The organism is Agromyces sp. NPDC058104 (assembly GCF_042884835.1).
GTDB lineage: Bacteria > Actinomycetota > Actinomycetes > Actinomycetales > Microbacteriaceae > Agromyces.
Window position 1 is genome coordinate 966,541 of record NZ_JBHVTD010000002.1, and the last position, 19,297, is coordinate 985,837.

Annotated in this window: 20 protein-coding genes and 1 pseudogene; 15 read left to right on the forward strand and 6 right to left on the reverse strand. The window is 73.0% G+C overall.

All coding sequences use genetic code 11. The features are described from left to right. Positions 1 to 12: 12 nt before the first annotated feature. A pseudogene (locus ACFVTH_RS12430) lies at positions 13 to 534 on the forward strand (NAD-dependent deacylase); the annotation flags it as partial. A gap of 221 nt (positions 535 to 755) precedes the next feature. On the opposite strand, the gene ACFVTH_RS12435 reads toward ACFVTH_RS12430, so the two are convergent. Then, complete coding sequence (locus ACFVTH_RS12435; protein WP_387091164.1) at positions 756 to 1,274, reverse strand: NUDIX domain-containing protein; 519 nt, start codon at positions 1,272 to 1,274, stop codon at positions 756 to 758. Positions 1,275 to 1,340: 66 nt separating this feature from the next. On the opposite strand from ACFVTH_RS12435, the gene ACFVTH_RS12440 reads away from it, so the two are divergent. From ACFVTH_RS12440 to ACFVTH_RS12470, 7 genes are all read left to right on the forward strand, one after another. Then, positions 1,341 to 1,979, forward strand: a complete 639-nt coding sequence (locus tag ACFVTH_RS12440) for an NAD(P)H-binding protein (RefSeq protein WP_387091167.1) — start codon at positions 1,341 to 1,343, stop codon at positions 1,977 to 1,979. 241 nt (positions 1,980 to 2,220) lie between these two features. After that, positions 2,221 to 3,273, forward strand: coding sequence for a GNAT family N-acetyltransferase (locus ACFVTH_RS12445; RefSeq protein ID WP_387091169.1), 1,053 nt, complete (start codon positions 2,221 to 2,223; stop codon positions 3,271 to 3,273). A gap of 97 nt (positions 3,274 to 3,370) precedes the next feature. Continuing rightward, positions 3,371 to 3,562: a hypothetical protein gene (locus ACFVTH_RS12450; RefSeq protein ID WP_387091172.1), complete on the forward strand. Its 192-nt coding sequence runs from the start codon at positions 3,371 to 3,373 to the stop codon at positions 3,560 to 3,562. A gap of 174 nt (positions 3,563 to 3,736) precedes the next feature. Beyond that, positions 3,737 to 4,039, forward strand: a complete 303-nt coding sequence (locus tag ACFVTH_RS12455; RefSeq protein ID WP_386937977.1) for a DUF1540 domain-containing protein — start codon at positions 3,737 to 3,739, stop codon at positions 4,037 to 4,039. Between the two features lie 185 nt (positions 4,040 to 4,224). After that, complete coding sequence (locus ACFVTH_RS12460; RefSeq protein WP_387091175.1) at positions 4,225 to 5,685, forward strand: Gfo/Idh/MocA family protein; 1,461 nt, start codon at positions 4,225 to 4,227, stop codon at positions 5,683 to 5,685. A gap of 22 nt (positions 5,686 to 5,707) precedes the next feature. Continuing rightward, entirely contained in the window at positions 5,708 to 6,796 is a 1,089-nt protein-coding gene (locus ACFVTH_RS12465; RefSeq protein ID WP_387091178.1) for a discoidin domain-containing protein, read from the forward strand. A 151-nt stretch (positions 6,797 to 6,947) separates the two neighbouring features. Further along, positions 6,948 to 7,433 carry a helix-turn-helix domain-containing protein gene (locus ACFVTH_RS12470; protein WP_387091181.1) on the forward strand — a complete coding sequence of 162 codons (486 nt, stop codon included), beginning with the start codon at positions 6,948 to 6,950 and terminating at the stop codon, positions 7,431 to 7,433. On the opposite strand, the gene ACFVTH_RS12475 is transcribed toward ACFVTH_RS12470, so the two are convergent. Next, on the reverse strand, positions 7,415 to 8,041 hold the full coding sequence (locus tag ACFVTH_RS12475) for a ClpP family protease (protein WP_387091184.1): 627 nt from the start codon (positions 8,039 to 8,041) through the stop codon (positions 7,415 to 7,417). The genes ACFVTH_RS12470 and ACFVTH_RS12475 overlap by 19 nt on opposite strands. Next, positions 8,038 to 8,658 carry a ClpP family protease gene (locus ACFVTH_RS12480; protein ID WP_387091187.1) on the reverse strand — a complete coding sequence of 207 codons (621 nt, stop codon included), beginning with the start codon at positions 8,656 to 8,658 and terminating at the stop codon, positions 8,038 to 8,040. Before ACFVTH_RS12480 ends, ACFVTH_RS12475 begins: the two co-directional genes overlap by 4 nt. 144 nt (positions 8,659 to 8,802) lie before the next feature. On the opposite strand from ACFVTH_RS12480, the gene ACFVTH_RS12485 reads away from it, so the two are divergent. Next, on the forward strand, positions 8,803 to 9,315 hold the full coding sequence (locus tag ACFVTH_RS12485) for a hypothetical protein (protein WP_387091190.1): 513 nt from the start codon (positions 8,803 to 8,805) through the stop codon (positions 9,313 to 9,315). 65 nt (positions 9,316 to 9,380) lie between these two features. On the opposite strand, the gene ACFVTH_RS12490 is transcribed toward ACFVTH_RS12485, so the two are convergent. Further along, the gene (locus ACFVTH_RS12490) at positions 9,381 to 9,905 is read right to left on the reverse strand and encodes a MarR family winged helix-turn-helix transcriptional regulator (protein ID WP_387091192.1); all 525 of its coding nucleotides are present in this window, start codon (positions 9,903 to 9,905) and stop codon (positions 9,381 to 9,383) included. Positions 9,906 to 10,006: 101 nt separating this feature from the next. Between ACFVTH_RS12490 and ACFVTH_RS12495 the strand changes: the two genes are divergently transcribed. Further along, entirely contained in the window at positions 10,007 to 10,579 is a 573-nt protein-coding gene (locus ACFVTH_RS12495; RefSeq protein WP_387091195.1) for an NADPH-dependent F420 reductase, read from the forward strand. Between the two features lie 106 nt (positions 10,580 to 10,685). On the opposite strand, the gene ACFVTH_RS12500 is transcribed toward ACFVTH_RS12495, so the two are convergent. Further along, the gene (locus tag ACFVTH_RS12500) at positions 10,686 to 11,522 is read right to left on the reverse strand and encodes an MBL fold metallo-hydrolase (protein ID WP_387091198.1); all 837 of its coding nucleotides are present in this window, start codon (positions 11,520 to 11,522) and stop codon (positions 10,686 to 10,688) included. A gap of 60 nt (positions 11,523 to 11,582) precedes the next feature. On the opposite strand from ACFVTH_RS12500, the gene ACFVTH_RS12505 reads away from it, so the two are divergent. The 3 genes from ACFVTH_RS12505 (at position 11,583) to ACFVTH_RS12515 (ending at position 15,293) form a co-directional block, all read left to right on the forward strand. Next, positions 11,583 to 12,311, forward strand: coding sequence for an NUDIX domain-containing protein (locus ACFVTH_RS12505; protein ID WP_387091201.1), 729 nt, complete (start codon positions 11,583 to 11,585; stop codon positions 12,309 to 12,311). Between the two features lie 2 nt (positions 12,312 to 12,313). Then, complete coding sequence (locus tag ACFVTH_RS12510; RefSeq protein ID WP_387091204.1) at positions 12,314 to 13,777, forward strand: phytoene desaturase family protein; 1,464 nt, start codon at positions 12,314 to 12,316, stop codon at positions 13,775 to 13,777. A 73-nt stretch (positions 13,778 to 13,850) separates the two neighbouring features. Continuing rightward, positions 13,851 to 15,293, forward strand: a complete 1,443-nt coding sequence (locus ACFVTH_RS12515) for a lipase maturation factor family protein (RefSeq protein ID WP_387091207.1) — start codon at positions 13,851 to 13,853, stop codon at positions 15,291 to 15,293. A 90-nt stretch (positions 15,294 to 15,383) separates the two neighbouring features. On the opposite strand, the gene ACFVTH_RS12520 is transcribed toward ACFVTH_RS12515, so the two are convergent. Then, a complete protein-coding gene (locus ACFVTH_RS12520; protein WP_387091210.1) occupies positions 15,384 to 16,826 on the reverse strand; it encodes an MDR family MFS transporter in 1,443 nt (480 codons plus the stop codon). A gap of 173 nt (positions 16,827 to 16,999) precedes the next feature. Here ACFVTH_RS12520 and ACFVTH_RS12525 point away from each other — a divergent pair, with 173 nt between their 5' ends. Continuing rightward, complete coding sequence (locus ACFVTH_RS12525) at positions 17,000 to 18,127, forward strand: AI-2E family transporter (protein ID WP_387091212.1); 1,128 nt, start codon at positions 17,000 to 17,002, stop codon at positions 18,125 to 18,127. Positions 18,128 to 18,176: 49 nt separating this feature from the next. Then, positions 18,177 to 19,280, forward strand: a complete 1,104-nt coding sequence (locus ACFVTH_RS12530; RefSeq protein WP_387091215.1) for a glycerate kinase — start codon at positions 18,177 to 18,179, stop codon at positions 19,278 to 19,280. The last annotated feature ends 17 nt before the right edge of the window (positions 19,281 to 19,297 follow it).

Sequence of the window (19,297 nt, forward strand, 5' to 3'; positions counted from 1 at the left end):
TCTCATTGAGGCATGCGGGTCGTCGTCCTGACCGGGGCCGGCATCTCGGCCGAGAGCGGGGTGCCGACGTTCCGTGACGCCGGCGGACTGTGGGAGGGGCATCGCGTCGAGGACGTCGCGACCCCTGAAGCCTTCGAACGCGACCCCGAGACGGTGCAGCGCTTCTACGACGCGCGGCGCCACGCCGTCGCGCAGGCCGAGCCGAACCCCGCCCACGAGGCCTTGGCGCGGCTCGAGCCGGAGCTCGGCGACGACCTCCTCGTCGTCACGCAGAACATCGACGCGCTGCACGAGCGGGCGGGATCGACGCGCGTGCTGCACATGCACGGCGAGCTCGCGCTCGCCAGGTGCCTCGCCTGCGCCGAGCGCTCGCCGGTGCCGGGCGACCTCGTCGAGCGCCCGGCGTGCCCGGCGTGCGGCGAACGGATGCTGCGCCCCGACGTCGTCTGGTTCGGCGAGATGCCGAACGGGCTCGACGAGATCGAAGCCGCGCTCGCGAGATGCGAGGTGTTCGCCGCGATCGGCACCTCGGGTGCCGTGTACCCCGCGGCGGGCTTCGTCGTCACCGCAGCCGCGCACGGTGCGCGCACGGTCGAGCTGAACCTCGCGGCGAGCGAGATCACGCCGCTCTTCGACGAGGTGCGGCACGGCCCGGCGAGCGTCGTGGTGCCGGCGTGGTGCCGGCGTGGTGCGACGAGGTGCAGCGGGCGTCGGCGTGAGCGGGACGCCCGCGCGGCCGCTCGCGGCGTTCCGCGTTACTCGGCGGCCGGGGGTCGCTGCTCGTGCGACGGCGAGAGTCGGGCCTCGAGCGCGTCGAGCACCTGCCGCTGTCCCTTCGTGACGAGGGAGCGCGCCTCGTCGATCGGCACCCATCGCGCGTCGTCGACCTCGGGGAACGAGCGCAGGCGCCCCGACCGCGGAGGCCACTCGAGCTCGAAGAGGTTGCTCTCCACCCGGCCGACCTCGAACTCGGGCGCCTCCGCCGCGTAGACGCGGGTGAGCTTGCCGGTCGAGGAGCGGAACTCGCCGAGATCGTCGTACTCGAGATCGGGTGCCGCGACGCCGATCTCCTCGCCGAACTCGCGTCGCGCCGCGAGCAGCGGGTGCTCGGTCGCGGCGAGGTACTCGCCCTTCGGCACCGTCCACGCCCCCTCGTGCCGCCGCTCCCAGTAGGGGCCGCCCATATGCGCGATGAAGACCTCGAGCGCGGTGCCGGCCGGTTCGTCCGCCGTCGGCGCGCGGTACAGCAGGATGCCCGCGCTCGTCACCGGCATGTCGCCCACCCCGTCGCGCGCGACGACGCCGGGTAGCGTTGGATCCGAGAAGCGAAGGAGTTCCGCATGGCACGCATCGTACTCATCGGAGGTCACGGCAAGGTCGCACTGCGACTCTCCCGCCTGCTCGCGGCGCGCGGCGACGAGGTCGACGCCATGATCCGCAACCCCGACCACGCGGCCGAGGTCGCCGCGACCGGGGCGAACCCGGTCGTCGCCGACATCGAGAGGCTCGACGCCGACGGCTTCGCCGAGCTCGTGCGCGGGCACGACGCCGTCGTCTGGTCGGCGGGCGCGGGCGGCGGCGATCCCCGGCGCACGTACGCGGTCGATCGCGATGCCGCGTTGCGCTCGATGGCGGCCGCCGAGGCGGCGGGGGTGCGGCGTTACGTGATGGTCTCGTACTTCCGTTCGCCCGATCATTCGGTGCCAGAGGCCGACCCGTTCCACGCCTACGCGGAGGCGAAGGCGGCGGCTGACGAGCATCTCGTGACGACGTCGCTCGACTGGACGATCCTCGGCCCGAGCCGGCTCACCGACGGCGAGGGCACGGGCCGCATCGATGCCGGGGCCTCCGAGAGCCTGACCGTCGACCGCGCCGACGTGGCGGCCGTCGCTGCCGCCGTGCTCGCGGAGCCGTCGACCGTGGGCCGCACGATCCGGTTCAACGAGGGCTCGACGCCGATCGCCGACGCGATCCGGTGAACCCGGCGGGTCGGGGCCGCCGGGTCACTGCCCGCGCGGTCGCCGTATCAGCGCCCAGAGCGAGGCGAGCAGCAGCACGCCGCCCACCGCGCCGATCAAGCCCAGGATCGACCACAGCATCGTCTCCGTCGACATCGCCCACCTCCGTGTCCGTGGCTTCATCATGCCCGCGCGGCGGCGCGAACTCCAGCCTCGGATGCCGGGCCGTCGGCATCGGGCGCGTGCATGGCAGGATCTGAGCATGGCCGATCCGCGACTCCCGCTGTCGAGGCGCGTGGGCGCGGCCCCCGCGCCCACCGTGCCCGAGCACCCCGACGTCGACCGCTGGCGGCCGGCCGTGCCGGGCGACCTCGACGAGCTCCTCGCCTTCCACGCCGACGTGGCGCGCGTCGACCATCCGAACTGGGTCGAGTCGCGCGACGAGCTCCTCGAGACCTTCGAGCTCTCGCACGTCGACCCGCGCCGCGACACCCTGGTGGGCGTGGCGGAGGACGGGCGGATCCTCGCGAGCGGTGCGGTGTTCCTGCCGCCCGGGCAGGAGACCCTGGTCCGCTCGATCATCGCGGGGGCGGTGCGTCCCGAGGTGCGCGGCCGCGGCATCGGGCGACTCATGCTCGAGTGGGAGCTCGCCCGGGCCCGCGAACAGCTGGCGGCGAGCGACGAGCCCCTGCCGGGCTGGATCATGGCGCACGCCGAGGAGGTCTCGCCCGACGCCCAGTCGCTGCTCGAGCGGGCCGGCCTCGAGCTGCGTCGCCACTTCTTCACCCTGGAGCGCGAGGCCGCCCCGTCCGTCGACCTCGGGATCGAGCTCGGCTCCGCCGACGAGGCGGTCGTGATCGTGCCGTGGTCGGCGGAGTGGACCGAGTCGGCCAGGCTCGCCCGCAACGCCGCGTTCGTCGACCACTGGGGCAGCCAGTCGACCGGCGAGGAGCGCTGGACGCGCTTCGTCGGGGGCGAGCAGTTCGCGCCCGGGCTCTCGTTCCTCGCGATCGCGCCGGTCGACGGTCGTGACGAGGTCATCGGCTTCGTGCTGGCCCTCCGCAACGAGCAGGACTGGGCGGGGCAGGGTTTCACCTCCTCGTACGTGCAGCTCGTCGGCGTCGTGCGCCCGTGGCGCGGCCGCGGCATCGCTCGGCACCTGCTCGCCCGGCACCTCGGGGCCTGCCGCGACGAGGGGCTCGAGAAGGCGACGCTCGACGTCGACGCCGAGAACCCGACCGGGGCGCTCGGCCTCTACACCGGCCTCGGATTCGAGGTCGCCCACTCGCATCGGAGCTACGTGCTCGAGTTCTGAGCCACGGCGGCCGTCGTGCCGCCGCGCTGTCAAGCGGTTGACGGATGCCTCGGGCCGACGCACGCTCGGAGCACGGAATCGAGACGAGGAGGGCGCGATGAGCGACGCGACGCGCGACCGAGGGGCACCCGACGGCCACGAGCGACCCGGCGAGCACGGCCGGCTCGACCGCGAGGGGGAGCCCGCCGAGGGCCCCGATCGGGGCGACGATCCGAACGATGTGGAGGCCGACAACGCCGTCGAGGAGGACACGATCGAGACGGTCGATCCCGACAACGCACCGGCGTGAGGGCGCTGCGAGCATCGGGAGCCCGGCGCGGCGAAGGTAAGGCAATCCTCAGAAGAAAGTCGCACTGATCTGCGGAAAACCGTTCGGAGATTGCTGCGGGATCCCGACCGCGGGGATAGCATCCAGATACCGAGCGGCCGTCTCGATGGGTCGCACCCGCCACAGGAGGTCACCATGAGCATGACGCTCGACGAGTTGCCCGCAGTCGCCGAATGCTCGGTGTCCGGGTGCTCCTACAACGATCACTCGCACTGCCACGCCGCCGCCGTGACGATCGCCGGATCGGTCGGCGACGCCGAGTGCGCGACCTTCATCCCGCTGAGCAGCAAGGGAGGCCTCGACAAGGTGCTCACCCACGTCGGCGCCTGTCAGCGTTCCGAGTGCGTGCACAACTCGAAGCTCGAGTGCACGGCGGCCTCCGTGCGCATCGGCGCCGGGGTCGACGATGCGGACTGCCTGACGTACGAAGTCGCCTGACCGCAGACGAGACGGGCCCCACCGAATGATCGGTGGGGCCCGTTTTCTGTGGAGTGCGCGGCAGAATTCGGCGGGCTTCTGCATCTTCATGATCGATTGGGTCAGTTTCCAATCAACTCTTGACATCCATCGCTCACCTGCGCCAGTGTGCTCAGCAACCACACACACGAACTCTGGAGAGTGCAATGTCGCGTTTCTTCACCAGTCCTCGCGAGAAGGCCGGAGCTGCCGCCGACCTCGAATCCGTGGCATCCGGCTTCACCCGCAGGAACCTGCTCGGCGGCGCCCTGGCCGGCGTCGCACTTGCGACCGCCGCCACCTCGGGCGCGGCGACGGCCGCCGTGCCGGCGCGCAAGCAGGGCTCGCGCTCGATGGCGAACGAGCCGTTCAACCAGGTCGACACCGTGAAGATCGGGCTGATCGGCCTCGGCAACCGGGGCATGGGCATGCTCGGCAGCTGGGTCAGCGTGCCGGGGGCCCAGGTCGTCGCGGTCTGCGACATCAGGGGCGATCGCGCGACGCGAGCGGCCGACCGCGTCGCGAACGCCGGCAAGCCGCGGCCCCGCGAGTACGGCGGCTCGGACAGCTCGTTCCAGAAGATGCTCGACACCGAGGAGCTCGACCTCGTCTACATCGCGACGCCGTGGGAGTTCCACCACGCGCAGGGCAAGGCCGCGCTGAAGGCTGGGGCGCACGTCGGCGTCGAACTGCCGATCGCGACCGAGCTCGACGAGCTCTGGGATCTCGTCGACACGAGCGAGCAGACCCGCAAGCACCTGTTCCTCATGGAGAACTGCTCGTACGGCCGCAACGAGCTCGCGATGCTGAAGATGGCGCACGACGGCGTCTTCGGCGAGATCACGAGCGGGCACGGCGGCTACCTGCACGACCTGCGCGCGCTGCTCTTCAACGACGGCTACTACACCGACGACTGGCGGCGCATCTGGCACACGAAGAGCGTCGCGAGCTTCTACCCGATGCACGGTCTCGCTCCCATCGCCGCCGCGATGGACATCAACCGCGGCGATCGGCTCACCACGCTCTCGGCGACGGCCTCGGCACCGAGGGGCCTCGCCGACTACCGCGAGCGCTTCGTGCCGCGCGACCACCGCTCGTGGAAGGAGGAGTACATCAACGGCGACCTCGTCACCTGCATGATCTCCACCGCGAACGGGCGCATGATCCGGGCCGAGCACAACGTGAGCCAGCCGCGCCCGTACAGCCGCATCAACACGATCGAGGGCAGCCGGGGCATCTTCGAGGACTACGTCGGCGGCGACGCGACGGGCGCCCGCATCTACGCCGAGCCGATCCACAGCGGCGACACCTGGCGGGGCGCGAGCGCGCTGCGCGCCGAGTACGACCACTGGCTCTGGAAGGATCTCGAGGGCCCGGCCGCCGGCGGCGGCCACGGCGGCATGGACTACATCCTGCAGTGGCGGATCGTCCAGCAGATGCGCACCGGGCAGGTGCCCGACATCGACGTGTACGACTCGGCGGCCTGGTGCGCACCCGTGCCGCTCAGCGTGGCGTCGATCGAGAAGGGCGGGCGCCCGGTCGAGGTGCCCGACTTCACCCGTGGCGAGTGGAAGAAGCTCCGACTCGGCCTCGACTCCGTCCGCACCACGATGCCCGCCGTCGTCTGACGCCGGAACGAGAGGATCCGACATGACCACGAAGACCGTTCGCCGCGGCGCCATCGCGGCGCTCGCACTCGCCTCGACGCTCGCACTCGCTGCGCAGCCCGCATTCGGCAGCACGCCCGACGATCCGGCGGCACCCGGTGCGACGAGCACGCCGGCGCCGGCGCCGTCGCAGGAGCCCGGGGCGGCCGAGACTCCGGCACCGGAGGCACCGGAGACCGATGCGCCCGAGACCGACGCACCCGAGACCGGGGCGCCCGAAACGGAGGCCCCTGCACCTGAGGCCTCGGCCGCCCCGGAGCGGAAGGCCGAGGCGGCCGACGAGGCGCCGGCCGAGGAGGCCGAGATCGACGTCTCGATCTCCGAGATCAGCCTCGAAGGGCCCGCGATCGTCGACGTCGAGGTGACGGTGGCGAACGACTCGGACAAGTCGATGAGCAAGGTCGCCGTCTCGTTCACCGGCCCCGTGGGCTGGCAGGTCGCCGTCGTCGACGACGAGCTCGGACGCATCGCCGCGGGCGACGAGGAGGTCGCCGTCTTCCAGCTCCGCGTCCCCGAGAAGCGGCCCGGCTACGCGCTCCGCGTGTTCACCGCGACCGCAGACTACCGGGGCGGCGACGGGGCCGGGAGCGCGACCGGCACGCTCTCCGTTCCCACCATCCCGCCGCTGCCGAACCTCATCGACCAGACGCAGCTGTCGATCGCCGGGGTCTCGAGCGAGGAGACGGTCTCCGAGAACACGCCCGCCACCAAGGCGATCGACGGCGACCCGTACACCTTCTGGCACACGGCGTACCGCAACGGCGCGGTTCCGTACCCGCACTTCATCACCCTCGACCTCGGGGCGGACTACGACGTGACCGGCCTCGAGTACCTGACGCGGCAGAACGCGGTGAACGGCCGGATGAAGGACTACCAGGTCTTCGTCTCGGCCGACGGCACGACCTGGGGCGACCCCGTCGCGACGGGATCGTTCACCGGCGACCTCGGGCCCCAGCGCGTCGAGTTCGCCCCCACGGCCGGCCGGTACGTGAAGCTGGTCGGACTGAACTCCGTGGCCGGCAACGCGTTCGGCGGCGCCGCGGAGATCAACGTCGGCGGGGTGCCTCGATGACGGTGCTCGGGGCGTCCTGACGAGTTGAGGCGCAGGCGGCGCGGGAGCGATCCCGCGCCGCCTTCCGCCGCCCGGGCCGGTCGGGGCCGGGCCGTTCTGCTGTGAGCGGATCGGGCTGTCGCACGCCGGGCCCCGCGGTTAGCCTCGGGGCATGGGCAAGGTCGTCGAGTTCCCGCGAGCACCGCGCACCGTGAAGCCGCTCTGGCGCAACGAGCTGGGTGAGGTGCTCCGCGGCGAGCGTCTCGCGCAGGAGCGCATCCTGACCGAGGTCGCCGCCACCGCCGGGGTCTCGCCCCAGTACCTCTCCGAGATCGAGCGCGGCCGCAAGGAGCCGTCGAGCGAGGTGCTCGGCTCGGTCGCCGGGGCGCTCGGCCTCGAGCTCGTCGAGGTCGTGCACCGAGTGGCCGCCGCGCTCGAGGCTCGGCGCGAGCTCGAACGGCACGAGGCAGCGCGGCGCGAGCGCCTCGAGCGCGAGGTGTCGTTCGCCTTCCGGGCCGACCTGCCGGCGGGGCATCCCGCGCTCGAGCTCGACGCAGTGCTCGACCTCGATGCCGCGCTCGACCTCGGCGGCGCGAAGGCCGCGGGCGACGCGACGATCGCCGCGCCGCCCGGCGGCGTCTACCTGCTCGTCGCGTAGGCGGCGCCAGCGCCGACCGCGACCTGCGCGGTCAGCACGTGGTCGGCGAGCCCGTACTCGACGGCTGCGGTCGCGGAGAGGATGCGGTCGCGGTCGGTGTCGCGCCGCAGCGTGGCCGCGTCGTGCCCGGTGTCGGCGGCCAGGGCAGCCTCGAGCTCCGCACGCACGCGCACCACCTCGTCGGCGTGGATGATGAGGTCGGGAATGGAACCCCGGCCCTGGGTCGAGGGCTGGTGAAGCACCACCCGACCGTGCGGCAGGATCGCCCGCTGCCCCTTCGCCCCGCCCGCGAGGAGCACCGCGGCCGGCCCGGCCGCCTGGCCGACGCACGTCGTCGCGACATCCGGCCTGATGTGCTGCATCGTGTCATAGACCGCGAGTGCCGCGCCGGGCGAGCCGCCGGGGGAGTTGAGGTAGAGGCTGATCGGGGTCTCGCTCGACTCCGAGGCGAGGTGGAGGAACTGCGCGATGAGCACGTTCGCGACGCCGTCGTCGATCTCGGTGCCGAGGTAGACGATCCGCTCGGAGAGCAGCCGGCTGTAGACGTCGAGCGAGCGCTCGGTGCTGCCGCGCTTCTCCACGACGTAGGGGATGGTGTAACTGGTCATGCGGGCACTCGCAATCCGGTCGTGGGCCGTACGGCCCGGGGGAACATCTCGTCGAAGCCGTCGGCGACGCGGTCGATGAAGCCGTAGTCGACGGCCTCCTCCGCGGTGTACCAGCGGTCGCGCAGGGAGTCCTCGGCGATCCGCTCGAGCGGCTGGCCCGTGTTCGCCGCGGTGATGCCGAGCACGGTGTCTCGCATGTGGCGCAGGTCGTCGGCCTGCAGCTCGACGTCGACGGCGGTGCCGCCGATGCCCGCCGAGCCCTGGTGCATGAGGATGCGCGCGTGCGGGAGGGCGAAGCGCCGCCCGGGGGTGCCGGCGCTCAGCAGGAACTGCCCGGCGCTCGCCGCCATGCCGTAGGCGATCGTCGACACCTCGTTCGGGATCGAGCGCATCAGGTCGGCGATCGCGAGCATCGCCGACACCGAGCCGCCGGGCGAGTTGATCCAGAACCGGATGTCCCGGCGCGGGTCCTCGGCCGCGAGGGTGAGGAGCTGGGCGCAGAGGCGGTTGCCGCCCTGCTGGTCGAGCTCGTCGCCGAGCACGATGATGCGTTCGTGGAAGAGCCGGGCGGTGAGCTCGGCGTCGATCGGCTGGATCGCCGGGGTCTGTTCGCTCATGACCCCAGCCTGCGCCGCCCAGGCGGAGCGCGGGGGCGATGCTGCTCACGGCCGTGCTGCCCACGGCAGTGCTGCCGCAGGCAGAACGCCATGACCGCGGCGCCGCCGCTATGCTCCAATGCAGCGCGATGTGAGGAGGCGGCGATGACGGACGTACAGGGTGCCGACGCCGGTACTTCGATGCAGCACGAATTCACGGCGTCCGCGACCACCGCCGACCGTGTCGCTGCCGGATACACACGGTACGTCAACACCCGGCCGTGGCTGGTCGTGTCCGGTGCCGCGTTCGTCTCGGTCGTCCTCATCGTGTCGGCGATCAACGGCACGTGGCTCGGCGGACTCCTCATCCTGGTCTTCGCCGCCGGCAGCAGTTGGATCGGGGTCATCATCCAGCAGGCCCGCATGGCCCAACAGCTGCGTGCGGTCGCCGGCGAGGGGCATCGGCTCGAGCTCCACGCGGACGCGGAGGGAGTGTGGGTCGATCTCGGGGTCTCCGAGGGGCGGATCGACTACCGCGCGTTCGACTCCGCCGTCGTGAGCGGCCGGGCGGTGCTGCTCAAGACGCGCCACGGTCGGACGTACACGATCCTGCCGATCGAGCTCTTCCCGCCGGCCACGCTCGCGTACGTACAGGAGGCTATCGCTGCGTCGCGCTGAAGCTCGGCGGGCTCGCCTGCGCAGCGCGGGCATCCGCGCCTCGCGGTCAGGCTGATTCGAGGTTCCTACCCGGCGAGCGTGCGGACGACCGGCCCCTCGCTGAACTGGCAGGAGGTCGCGGAGAGCCGCTCGTCGGGATCGAGCTTCGACAGCACGGCGCCCGCGATGGCGTAGAGCTGCTCGAGCTGCTCGGCGCTCAGCGCGTCGAACACGTTGGCGCGCACCGTGTCGACGTGGCCGGGCGCCGCGTCGGCCATGAGCTCGAGCCCGGCCTCGGTGATCGTCGCATTCGTCGCGCGCCGGTCTTCGGGGCACGGGAAGCGACGGATCAGCCCGCGCTCCTCGAGGCGACGTGCGACGTGCGAGAGCCGGGGCAGGGTCGCGTTCGTGCGCGAGGCGAGCTCGGTCATGCGCATGGTGCGGCCCGGCGCGTCGGCGAGGGCCATGAGCGCGACGTACTCGAAGTGGGTGAGCCCTGCGTCGCGCAGGAGCTGGGCGTCGAGCGCGCCCGGAAGCAGTTCGGCGACGGCGATGAGGCGCACCCAGGCCGCCGATTCCTCGGGGGAGAGCCAGTTCGTTTCGTCTGCCATGACTCGATTCTAGCGCATTGGTTGACGCAACAACTGAATTGGTCTACAGTAATGGTTGTCGAAACAAGTAATCGCGTCGAACGGCGCGGAGAGGAATCGCAATGACGACCGTCAGCATCATCGGGAACGGCAACATGGGCAGCGCGATCGGCGGCATCGTCGCCGCGGGTGGCAACAGCGTCGAGGTCCTCGGCCGCGATCTCTCGCAGCCCGTCACCGGCGACATCGTCGTGCTCGCCGTGCCGCACTTCGCGCTCGCCGAGATCGCCGAGGCCCGCCGCGCCGAGCTCGCCGGCAAGATCGTCGTCGACATCACCAACCCGCTGGACTTCGAGACCTTCGACTCGCTCGTCCCCGCGGCAGACAGCTCGAAGGCCGCCGAGCTCGCCGAGCTCCTGCCCGAGTCGCGAGTGCTCAAGGCCTTCAACACGAACTTCGCCGCGACCCTCGCCTCGAAGTCGGTCGGCGAAGAGGGCACCACCGTGCTCGTCGCCGGCGACGACGCGGTGGCCAAGCAGTCCCTCATCGACGTCGTGCGCGCCGGCGGCGTGAAGGCGATCGACGCGGGCGCCCTCAAGCGCGCCCGCGAGCTCGAGTCGATCGGCTTCCTCCAGCTCACCCTCGCCGTGCAGGAGAAGATCGGCTGGACGGGCGGCTTCGCCGTCGCCGCCTGACGCTCCGTCGCCCTACCCCGAATCGCCCGACTTCGCACGAAGCCGGGCGATTCGTGCGTGCGGGCGCGATCGACGGCCTCGGCACCGAGCGGCCCGTGCCGTGGGCTCAGGCGGTGCCGCGCAGGTAGCGCAGCTGCGCCCGAACGGATGCCTCCGCCGCGCCCCGCACCGAGGCATCCGTGTCGGCGTAGACGAGGTCGGTGACCTCGTCGACCGAGGCGTCGGCGCCGAGCCGCGCGAGCGCCCCGCGCAGCTGTTCGAGCCGCTCGGCGCGATGCGCGAGATAGGCGTCGCAGATCGCGGCGAGGTCGGGCAGCGCCGGGCCGTGCCCGGGCAGCACCGCGACCCGCTGCTCGGCGCCGAGTGCCCGGAGCGCCGTCAACGAGTCGAGGTAGGGGCCGAGTGCGCCGTCGGGGTCGGCGATGATCGTCGTGCCGCGACCGAGGATCGTGTCGCCCGTGAGCACGGCGAGCGGCGTGCGGCCGTCGGTGTCGGCGTCGGCGGGGTCGCTCTCGCCCAGCAGCGCGAAGCAGACCGAGTCGGCCGTGTGCCCCGGCGTCGCGAGCACCACGATCTCGACGCCCGCCGCGACGATGCGCTCGCCGTGGACGAGCGGTGGTGCGTCGCGGCAGAACACCGGGTCGATGGCCCGAACCGGGGCGCCGGTCATCCGCGCGAAGGCGTCGATCCCCTCCGTGTGGTCGGCGTGGTGGTGCGTGATGAGCACGAGCTCGACCGGGCCGGCGGCCGCGAGCCGTTCGAGGTGGCCGGGGTCGGCCGGGCCGGGGTCGACGACGACCGTCGAACGGGCGCCCGGCGCCTGCAGCACGTACGAGTTCGTGCCGTCGAGGGTCATCGGGCCGGCATTCGGGGCGAGCACCGTGCGGGCCAGTCGTGCGGGCCCGGCCGGGTCGACCCGCTGGGGCGCTGCGGCGTCGTCCATCCCGGCAGTGTATCGGCCCGCCCCGGTGCGAGCGCGGGCCGACCGGCTTAGTCTGAGGGGATGGACAGCGCGCCCGAGTCCCCGAGCTCACCCGTCGCCACCCGATCCGCCGCCACCGTCGTGCTGCTGCGCGACGGCGAGCTCGGACTCGAGGTGCTGCTCGCCGAACGGCCGAGCGACCGCGGCACCTTCGCCGGCGCGTGGGTGTTCCCCGGCGGCGCGGTCGACCCGGCCGACGTCGCGGGCGACCCGCCCGAGAGCCTCGAGGCCGCCCGGCGCGCCGCCGTGCGCGAGGTCGAGGAGGAGGTCGGCCTCGTCGTCGACCCCGACGAGCTCGTGCCGTTCTCGCTCTGGACCCCGCCCGAGCGCTCGCCGAAGGCGCTGACCACCGCGTTCTTCGCCGTGCGCGTTCCCGACGGTGAGCTGCGGCTCGCGCCCGAGGAGCTCGTCGCCGCCGCGTGGATGCGCCCGGTCGACGCCCTCGCACGCCACGCCGCGGGCGGCCTCACCCTCTGGCCGCCGACCTGGGTGACGCTCCACGGGCTGCTCGACGCGCCGTCGGTCGACGCCGCGCTCGCCGCGTTCACCGCAGGGGAGGTGCGGCCGTTCCGGGCCCGGCGCGACGAAGTGCGTCGCATGGTGCTGTGGCAGGAGGACGACGAGTACGACGCCGTGCCGAGCGGCGAGGGGCGCAGTCCGGCCGTGCCCGACGACGCCCGCGACGCGCAGGGCAACCGCCACCGACTCATGATGGACCGCCTGCCCTGGGTCTATCTCCGCACCTTCTGAGCATGGTCGACGTCACCGTCGTCGGATCGGGGCCCAACGGGCTCACCGCCGCCGTCGTCGCCGCCCGCGCCGGGCTCACCGTGCGCGTGGTCGAGGCCGCGCCGACGCTCGGCGGGGGAGTCCGCACCGCCGAGCTCACCCTGCCCGGGTTCCGTCACGACGTCTGCTCGGCGGTGCATCCGGCGGCGCTCGCCTCGCCGGTGTTCCGGGAGTTCGGCCTCGTCGACGGCCCGCGTGCCCCCGAGTGGATCGTGCCGGAGGCCTCGTACGCGCACCCGCTGCCCGGCGGCCGTGCCGGCATCGCCTGGCGCGACCTCGACCGTACCGTCGACGGGCTCGGTGCCGACGGCCGCGCGTGGCGACGTCTCGTCGCACCGCTCCTCGCCCGGCAGCGCGGCGTCGTCGACTTCACGGGCTCGCAGCTGCTGCGCGTGCCCCGCGACCCGATCGCGGCGCTCCGGTTCGGCCTCCGCGCGCTCGAGCAGGGCACCCGCGCCTGGGACCGGCGCTTCACGGGCGACGTCGCGCCCGCGCTCTTCACCGGGGTCGTCGCGCACGCCGCGGGCGGCCTGCCGTCGCTGGCCTCGGCCGGAGCCGGGCTGCTCATCGCCATGCACGCCCACGGGGTCGGCTGGGCGCTCCCGCGCGGCGGATCCCAGGCGATCGCCGACGCGCTCCTCGCCGAGCTGGCGGAGCACGGCGCGGAGATCGTGACGGATGCGCCGGTGCAGGCGCTCGACGAGGTGCGGGGCTCCCGCGCCGTGCTGCTCGACACCTCGCCCGAGCTCCTCTTCACCGCCGAGCTGCCGCACCGCTACGAGCGCGCCCTGCGCCGGTACCGCTACGGCTCGGGCATCGCGAAGGTCGACTTCGCGCTCGACGGGCCGGTGCCGTGGGCGAACCCGGCCGTCGGGCTGGCGCCCACCGTGCACCTCGGCGGCAGTCGGCGCGAGATCGCCGCGGCCGAGAACGCGGTCGCACGCGGGCTGCAGCCCGGCGTCAACACGCGGGTCGCGGGCGACGGCGGCGCGCCGCGGCATCCGTACGTGCTCGTCTGCCAGCCGAGCGTCGTCGACCCGAGCCGCGCCCCTTCCGGCAAGCAGGTCCTCTGGGCCTACACGCACGTGCCCGCGGGCTCGACGCTCGACGCGACCGAGCTCGTGACGGCGGAGGTCGAGCGCTTCGCACCCGGATTCCGCGACGTCGTGCTCGCGAGCTCCGCGAGCTCGGCCCGCGAGGTCGGCGCGTACAACCGCAACTACGTCGACGGCGACATCTACTCGGGGGCCCTCGACCTCGCGCAGCTCGTGAAGCGCCCCGTGGTCTCGACGGCGCCGTGGCGCACCCCCGTCGACGGCGTGTACCTGTGCTCGAGCGCGACCCCGCCCGGCCCCGCCGTGCACGGCATGAACGGCTGGTACGCCGCGAAGCTCGCCCTGAAGGAGCGATTCGGGCTCAGCGCTTGAGGCGCCTCGGCGTGGTCGCGAGACGGTGACGGCGCTCCCTCCCGACCGACCGGGGCGGGCGTAGCGTGGAGGGGTGGACTGGACCGCCTGGTTCGACGCGCACGACTACGAGGTCGCCCGCCAGCTGCTGCAGCGCGGCGTCGGCGCGCTCGCCGTCGTCGCGTTCTGGTCGACGCTGAACCAGTTCCGCCCGCTGCTCGGCGAGCACGGCCTGCTGCCGGTGCCCGCGCTGCTGCGCCGCTCCTCGCGTCTGCGCGGCCCGAGCCTGTTCCGCTGGGGGTACAGCGACCGGCGGCTCGTGGCGGTCGCCGCGGCCGGGATCGTGCTCGGGGCATCCGTCGTGCTCGGACTGCCGCAGCTCGGGCCGCCGTGGCTGCCGATGCTCGTCCTCCTCGCCCTGTGGCTGCTGTACCTCTCGATCGTGAACGTCGGCCAGACCTTCTACGGCTTCGGCTGGGAGATGCTGCTCTGCGAGGCCCTGTTCACGGTGGCGTTCCTCGGCTCGAACGACCAGCCGCCGCCCATCGTGATCGTCGTCGCGATCTGGTGGCTCGTCTTCCGCCTCGAGTTCGGCGCGGGCATGATCAAGATCCGCGGCGGGCGCGAGTGGCGCGACCTCACCGCGCTCATGTACCACCACGAGACCCAGCCGATGCCGGGCCCGCTCAGCAGGCAGGCGCACCTGCTGCCGCCGTGGTTCCATCGCGGCGAGGTGATCGGCAACCATGTCGCGCAGCTCGTCGTGCCGTTCCTGCTGTTCGTTCCCGGGCCGGTGGGGTCCGCCGCCGCGGCGATCGTCATCCTCACGCAGCTCTGGCTCATCGTGACGGGCAACTTCGCGTGGCTCAACTGGATCACGGTCGTGCTCGCGACGTCGGCGATCACCGACCCGGTCTGGCATCTGCTGATCCCGGCGATCCCCGTCGACCTGGGGGCGGATGCCTCGGGCTCGCCGCTCGGGTGGGTCGTCGTCGTGCTCGCGGTCGGCGTGCTGCTCGTCGTGCTCAGCTGGTGGCCGCTGCGCAACCTGTTCGCGCACCGCCAGCTCATGAACGCGAGCTTCAACCGGTGGATGCTCGTGAACGCCTACGGCGCCTTCGGCACGGTGACGAAGCGGCGCATCGAGATCGTCGTCGCGGGCACGCTCGACGACGTGCCCGGCGAGGATGCCGCGTGGCAGGAGTACGGCTTCAAGGGCAAGCCCGGCGACGTGCGTGCGCTGCCGCGGCAGTGGGCGCCGTACCACCTGCGGCTCGACTGGCTGATGTGGTTCCTGCCGCTCGGGCGCATGTGGGAGCCGTGGTTCGAGGTGTTCCTCGAGCGCCTGCTCGCGGGCGACCCGCCGACGCTCGCGCTGCTCGCCCACGATCCGTTCGACGGTGCGCCGCCGAAGTGGATCCGCGTGCGGGCCTACCACTACCGCTTCGCGACGCGGCGGGAGTTCCGCGCGACGGGGGACCGCTGGGTGCGGAGCCTCGAGGCCGAGGTCGTGCCGCCCGCCGCGCGCTGGGAGTGAGCGGCCGCCGACCACTCGGCCGCGGCCGGCCCGCTCAGGCGGCCGCGGACCGGGTCAGCCGGCGCCGGCCCGCTCAGGCGGCCGGCCTGCTCAGGCGGCCGCGGATGCCTCGACGGGGCGGTGCTCGATGTCGTCGACCTTCGCCCGCGGCATCACGAGCGCGGCGGCCACGGTGAGGATCGCCGCCACGGCGACCGCGAGGAACACGGTGGCCGAGGCGGCCTGGATCGCGACGGGCGAGTGGGCGCCGAGCCCCGAGCGGGCGATCACCCCGTTGGCGACCGCTCCGAAGATCGCGACGCCGACCGCGCTGCCGACCGAGCGGAGGAACATGTTCGCGCCCGTGACGACGCCGCGCTCCTCCCACGGCACCGACGACTGGGCGGCGATGAGCGTGGGCGAGGCGACGAGCCCCAGGCCGAGGCCGACGATGAAGCACGCGATCGCCGTCGTCCACACGTTCGGCGCGAGCGAGGCGGCGAAGAGCGCCGCGCTGCCGAGCACGGCGATCGCGAGCCCGATGAGCGCGGTGGCGCGGAACCCGATCCGGAGGAACAGGTGGCCCGCGTTCGACGCGGCGATCGGCCAGCCCAGGGTGAGCGCGGCGACCGCGAGGCCCGAGACCAGCGGCGAGGCATCCGCCGTGATCTCGAGGAAGGTGGGCACGTAGGAGGTGAGCCCGATGAGCACCGCGCCGACGCCGAGCGAGATGAGCGAGGTCGTCACGATGAGGCGGCGCGAGAACACCCAGAGCGGCAGCACGGGCTCGGCCGCGCGGCGCTCGATGAGCACGAAGGCGACGAGCAGCAGCCCGCCGAGGCCGAAGGCGCCGATGCTCTGCCACGAGAGCCAGGCCCACGCCTGCCCGCCCTCGAGCACGGCGAGGATGACGAGGGTGAGTCCGAGAGTGAGCACCGTCGCTCCGGCGAGGTCGATGCGGTGCTTCTCCCGGCCGAGCGACTCGTGGTAGGCCCGCCACAGCATGACGGCGGCGAGCACGCAGAGCGGGATGTTGACGAAGAAGATCCACCGCCACGAGAGGAACTCGGCGAACACGCCGCCGAGGGTCGGCCCGATGACCGAGGACGCCGCCCACACGCTCGCGATGTAGCCCTGCACCTTCGCGCGCTCGCGCACCGTGTAGATGTCGCCCGTGATGGTGATCGAGACGGGCAGCACGGCACCGGCGCCGAGGCCCTGCACCGCGCGGAAGACGATGAGCGAGGTCATGTCCCAGGCCACGCCGCAGAGGATGGAACCGAGGAGGAACAGGCCGATCCCGACGAGCATGATGGGCTTGCGGCCCACCGTGTCGGCCAGCTTCGAGTACACCGGCACCGAGACGGCCTGGGCGAGCAGGTAGATCGAGAACAGCCACGGGAACTGCGTGAAGCCGCCGAGGTCGTCGACGATCGAGGGCACCGCCGTCGCGAGGATCGTCGAGTCGATCGCGATGAGCCCGGTCGCGAGCATCACCGCGATGAGCACCGGCCCCCGCTCGGATCGGAATCCCACACCCGTCGTGTCCGCCATGCCCGCTCCTCGCCGGGGCGCACGGTGCCGCCCCGCAGTGGTGCAACGCCTCGGGGCGCGATTCATTCCACCCGGTACGACGCCCGGTACGACGCCTAGGTGTCGTGCCGGACTGATCGAACTCGCCGGGTCAAGGGGATGCCTTCGGCGGGGCGGCGCATTACCGTCGAGGCATGCGAATCCGAACGAAGCGAGCGGTCGCCCCGCAGCCGCCCGCGGCCCAGGTCACGAGCGACGGCGAGGCGCGTGGCCCCGAGGTGAAGATCCGGGCGTTCCGCATCGGGTTCATCGGTGCGCTCGGCGTGCTGCTGGCGCTCATGCTCGGCGGGATCATCGCCGAGCTCGGCACCGTCATCCTCTACGTGGCGCTCGCCCTCTTCCTCGCGCTCGGCCTCGATCCGGTGGTCAGCTGGCTGCAGCGCAGGGGGATGCCCCGGTGGGCCGCCATCCTCGGCGTCGTCATCGTCGTGGTCGGCCTCTTCGTGGGGCTCATCGCGACCATCGTGCCGATCGTCGTCGAGCAGACGACGAACGTCATCGAGAACTGGCCCGACCTCGTCGAGAACGCGAAGAACAGCGACCTCGTGGCGTGGCTCAACAACCTCTCGGGCACCGGCCACGCCATCGAGGACGCGATCGAGGCGGCGGGCAAGTGGCTCGCCGATCCCGAGAACCTCGGCTCGCTCGGCGGCGGCATCCTCGCGGTCGGCGCCGGCATCGCCGGTGGCTTCACCGGCGCGACGATCGTGCTCATCCTCACGCTCTACTTCCTCGCCTCGCTCGACTCGATGAAGCGCTACGCGGCCCGCTTCGTGCCGGCCTCCTCGCGCCCCGGCTACCGGGACGTGTCGGAGGAGATCACCGGCTCGGTCGGCCGCTACGTCATGGGCCAGGTGAGCCTCGGCGCGGTGAACGGCCTGCTGAGCCTCATCTTCCTGACGATCATCGGGGCGCCGGCGCCGATCCTCCTGGCCTTCGTGGCGTTCCTCTGCTCGCTGGTGCCGCTCGTCGGCACCCTGACGGGCGCCGTGATCATCTCGCTCGTCTGCCTCGCCGCCTCGCCCGAGACCGCGCTCGCCGCCGCGATCTACTACCTCATCTACATGCAGGTCGAGGCGTACGTACTGAGCCCGCGCATCATGAACCGGGCGGTCTCGGTGCCCGGCGCGCTCGTCGTGATCGCGGCGGTCGCCGGCGGCACGCTCGGCGGGGTGCTCGGCGCCCTCGTCGCGATCCCCGTCGCCGCCTCGCTCATCATCATCGTGCAGAAGGTCGTCTTCCCCAGGCAGGACTCGATCTGACCGGGGCGCCGGCCCGAGCAGGCGGCGACCCCGTGCCGGGAGGAGCCCGATGAGCCGCGTCGTCATCGCCCCCGACTCGTTCAAGGGCACCGCCACCGCGGCCGACGCCGCCGGCGCGATCGCACGCGGCTGGAGCTCGGTGCGACCGGGCGACGAACTGGTGCTGCGCCCGATGGCCGACGGCGGCGAGGGCACGATGGACGCCTTCGAGGCGGCGCTCCCGGGGGCGACGCGCATACCCGTCACCGTCTCGGGCCCGCGCGGCGAGCCCGTCGCCGCGCACTGGCTGCTGCTGCCCGGCGAGCCGTCGACCGGGGTCGTCGAGCTCGCCGCGACGAGCGGCATCACGCTGCTCGACCCGCTCGCGCCGCTCGACGCGCATACCCGGGGATTCGGCGAGGCGATCGCCGCGGCGCTCGACCACGGCGTCGGGCGCCTGCTCCTCGCCCTCGGCGGCAGCGCCTCGACCGACGGGGGAGCGGGAGCGCTCGCAGCGCTCGGCGCCGAGCTCCTCGACGAGGCGGGCAGGCCCGTCCCGGCCGGCGGCCGCGGGCTCGCCCGGCTCGCCGAGGCGCGTCTCGAAGGCCTCCGCCGCCCGCCCTCGGCGGGAGCCAGGCTGCTCGTCGACGTCACGAACCCCCTGCTCGGGCCGAGCGGTGCGGCCTCGGTGTTCGGCCCCCAGAAGGGCGCCTCGGGCGCCGAGGTCGCCGAGCTCGACGCCGGACTCGCCCGGCTCGCCGCGCTCCTGCCCGCGATCGACCCCGGGGTCCCGGGCGCGGGTGCCGCGGGCGGCACCGGGTACGGCCTGCTCGCCTGGGGTGCGACGATCGCGCCCGGCGCGCGCACCGTCGCCGAGACGATCGGACTGCCGGCCGCGGTGCGGGGCGCGGCACTCGTGATCACGGGGGAGGGCCGCTTCGACGGGCAGTCGGCGGCCGGCAAGGTGCCCTCGGAGGTCGTGCGCCTCGCGACGGCCGCCGATGCCGCCGCCGCACTCGTCGCGGGGGCGGTGGTCGCCGATCCCGAGCGCGCCGGGTTCGCGGCGAGCACCTCGCTCACCGAGCTCGCCGGCAGCGGCGCGGGGGCCGTCGCGGAGCCGCTGCGCTGGCTCGAGCGGGCCGGCGCCGAGCTCGCCGCCCGTCACGCCGCGTGAGCGGTCGCACGGGCGCC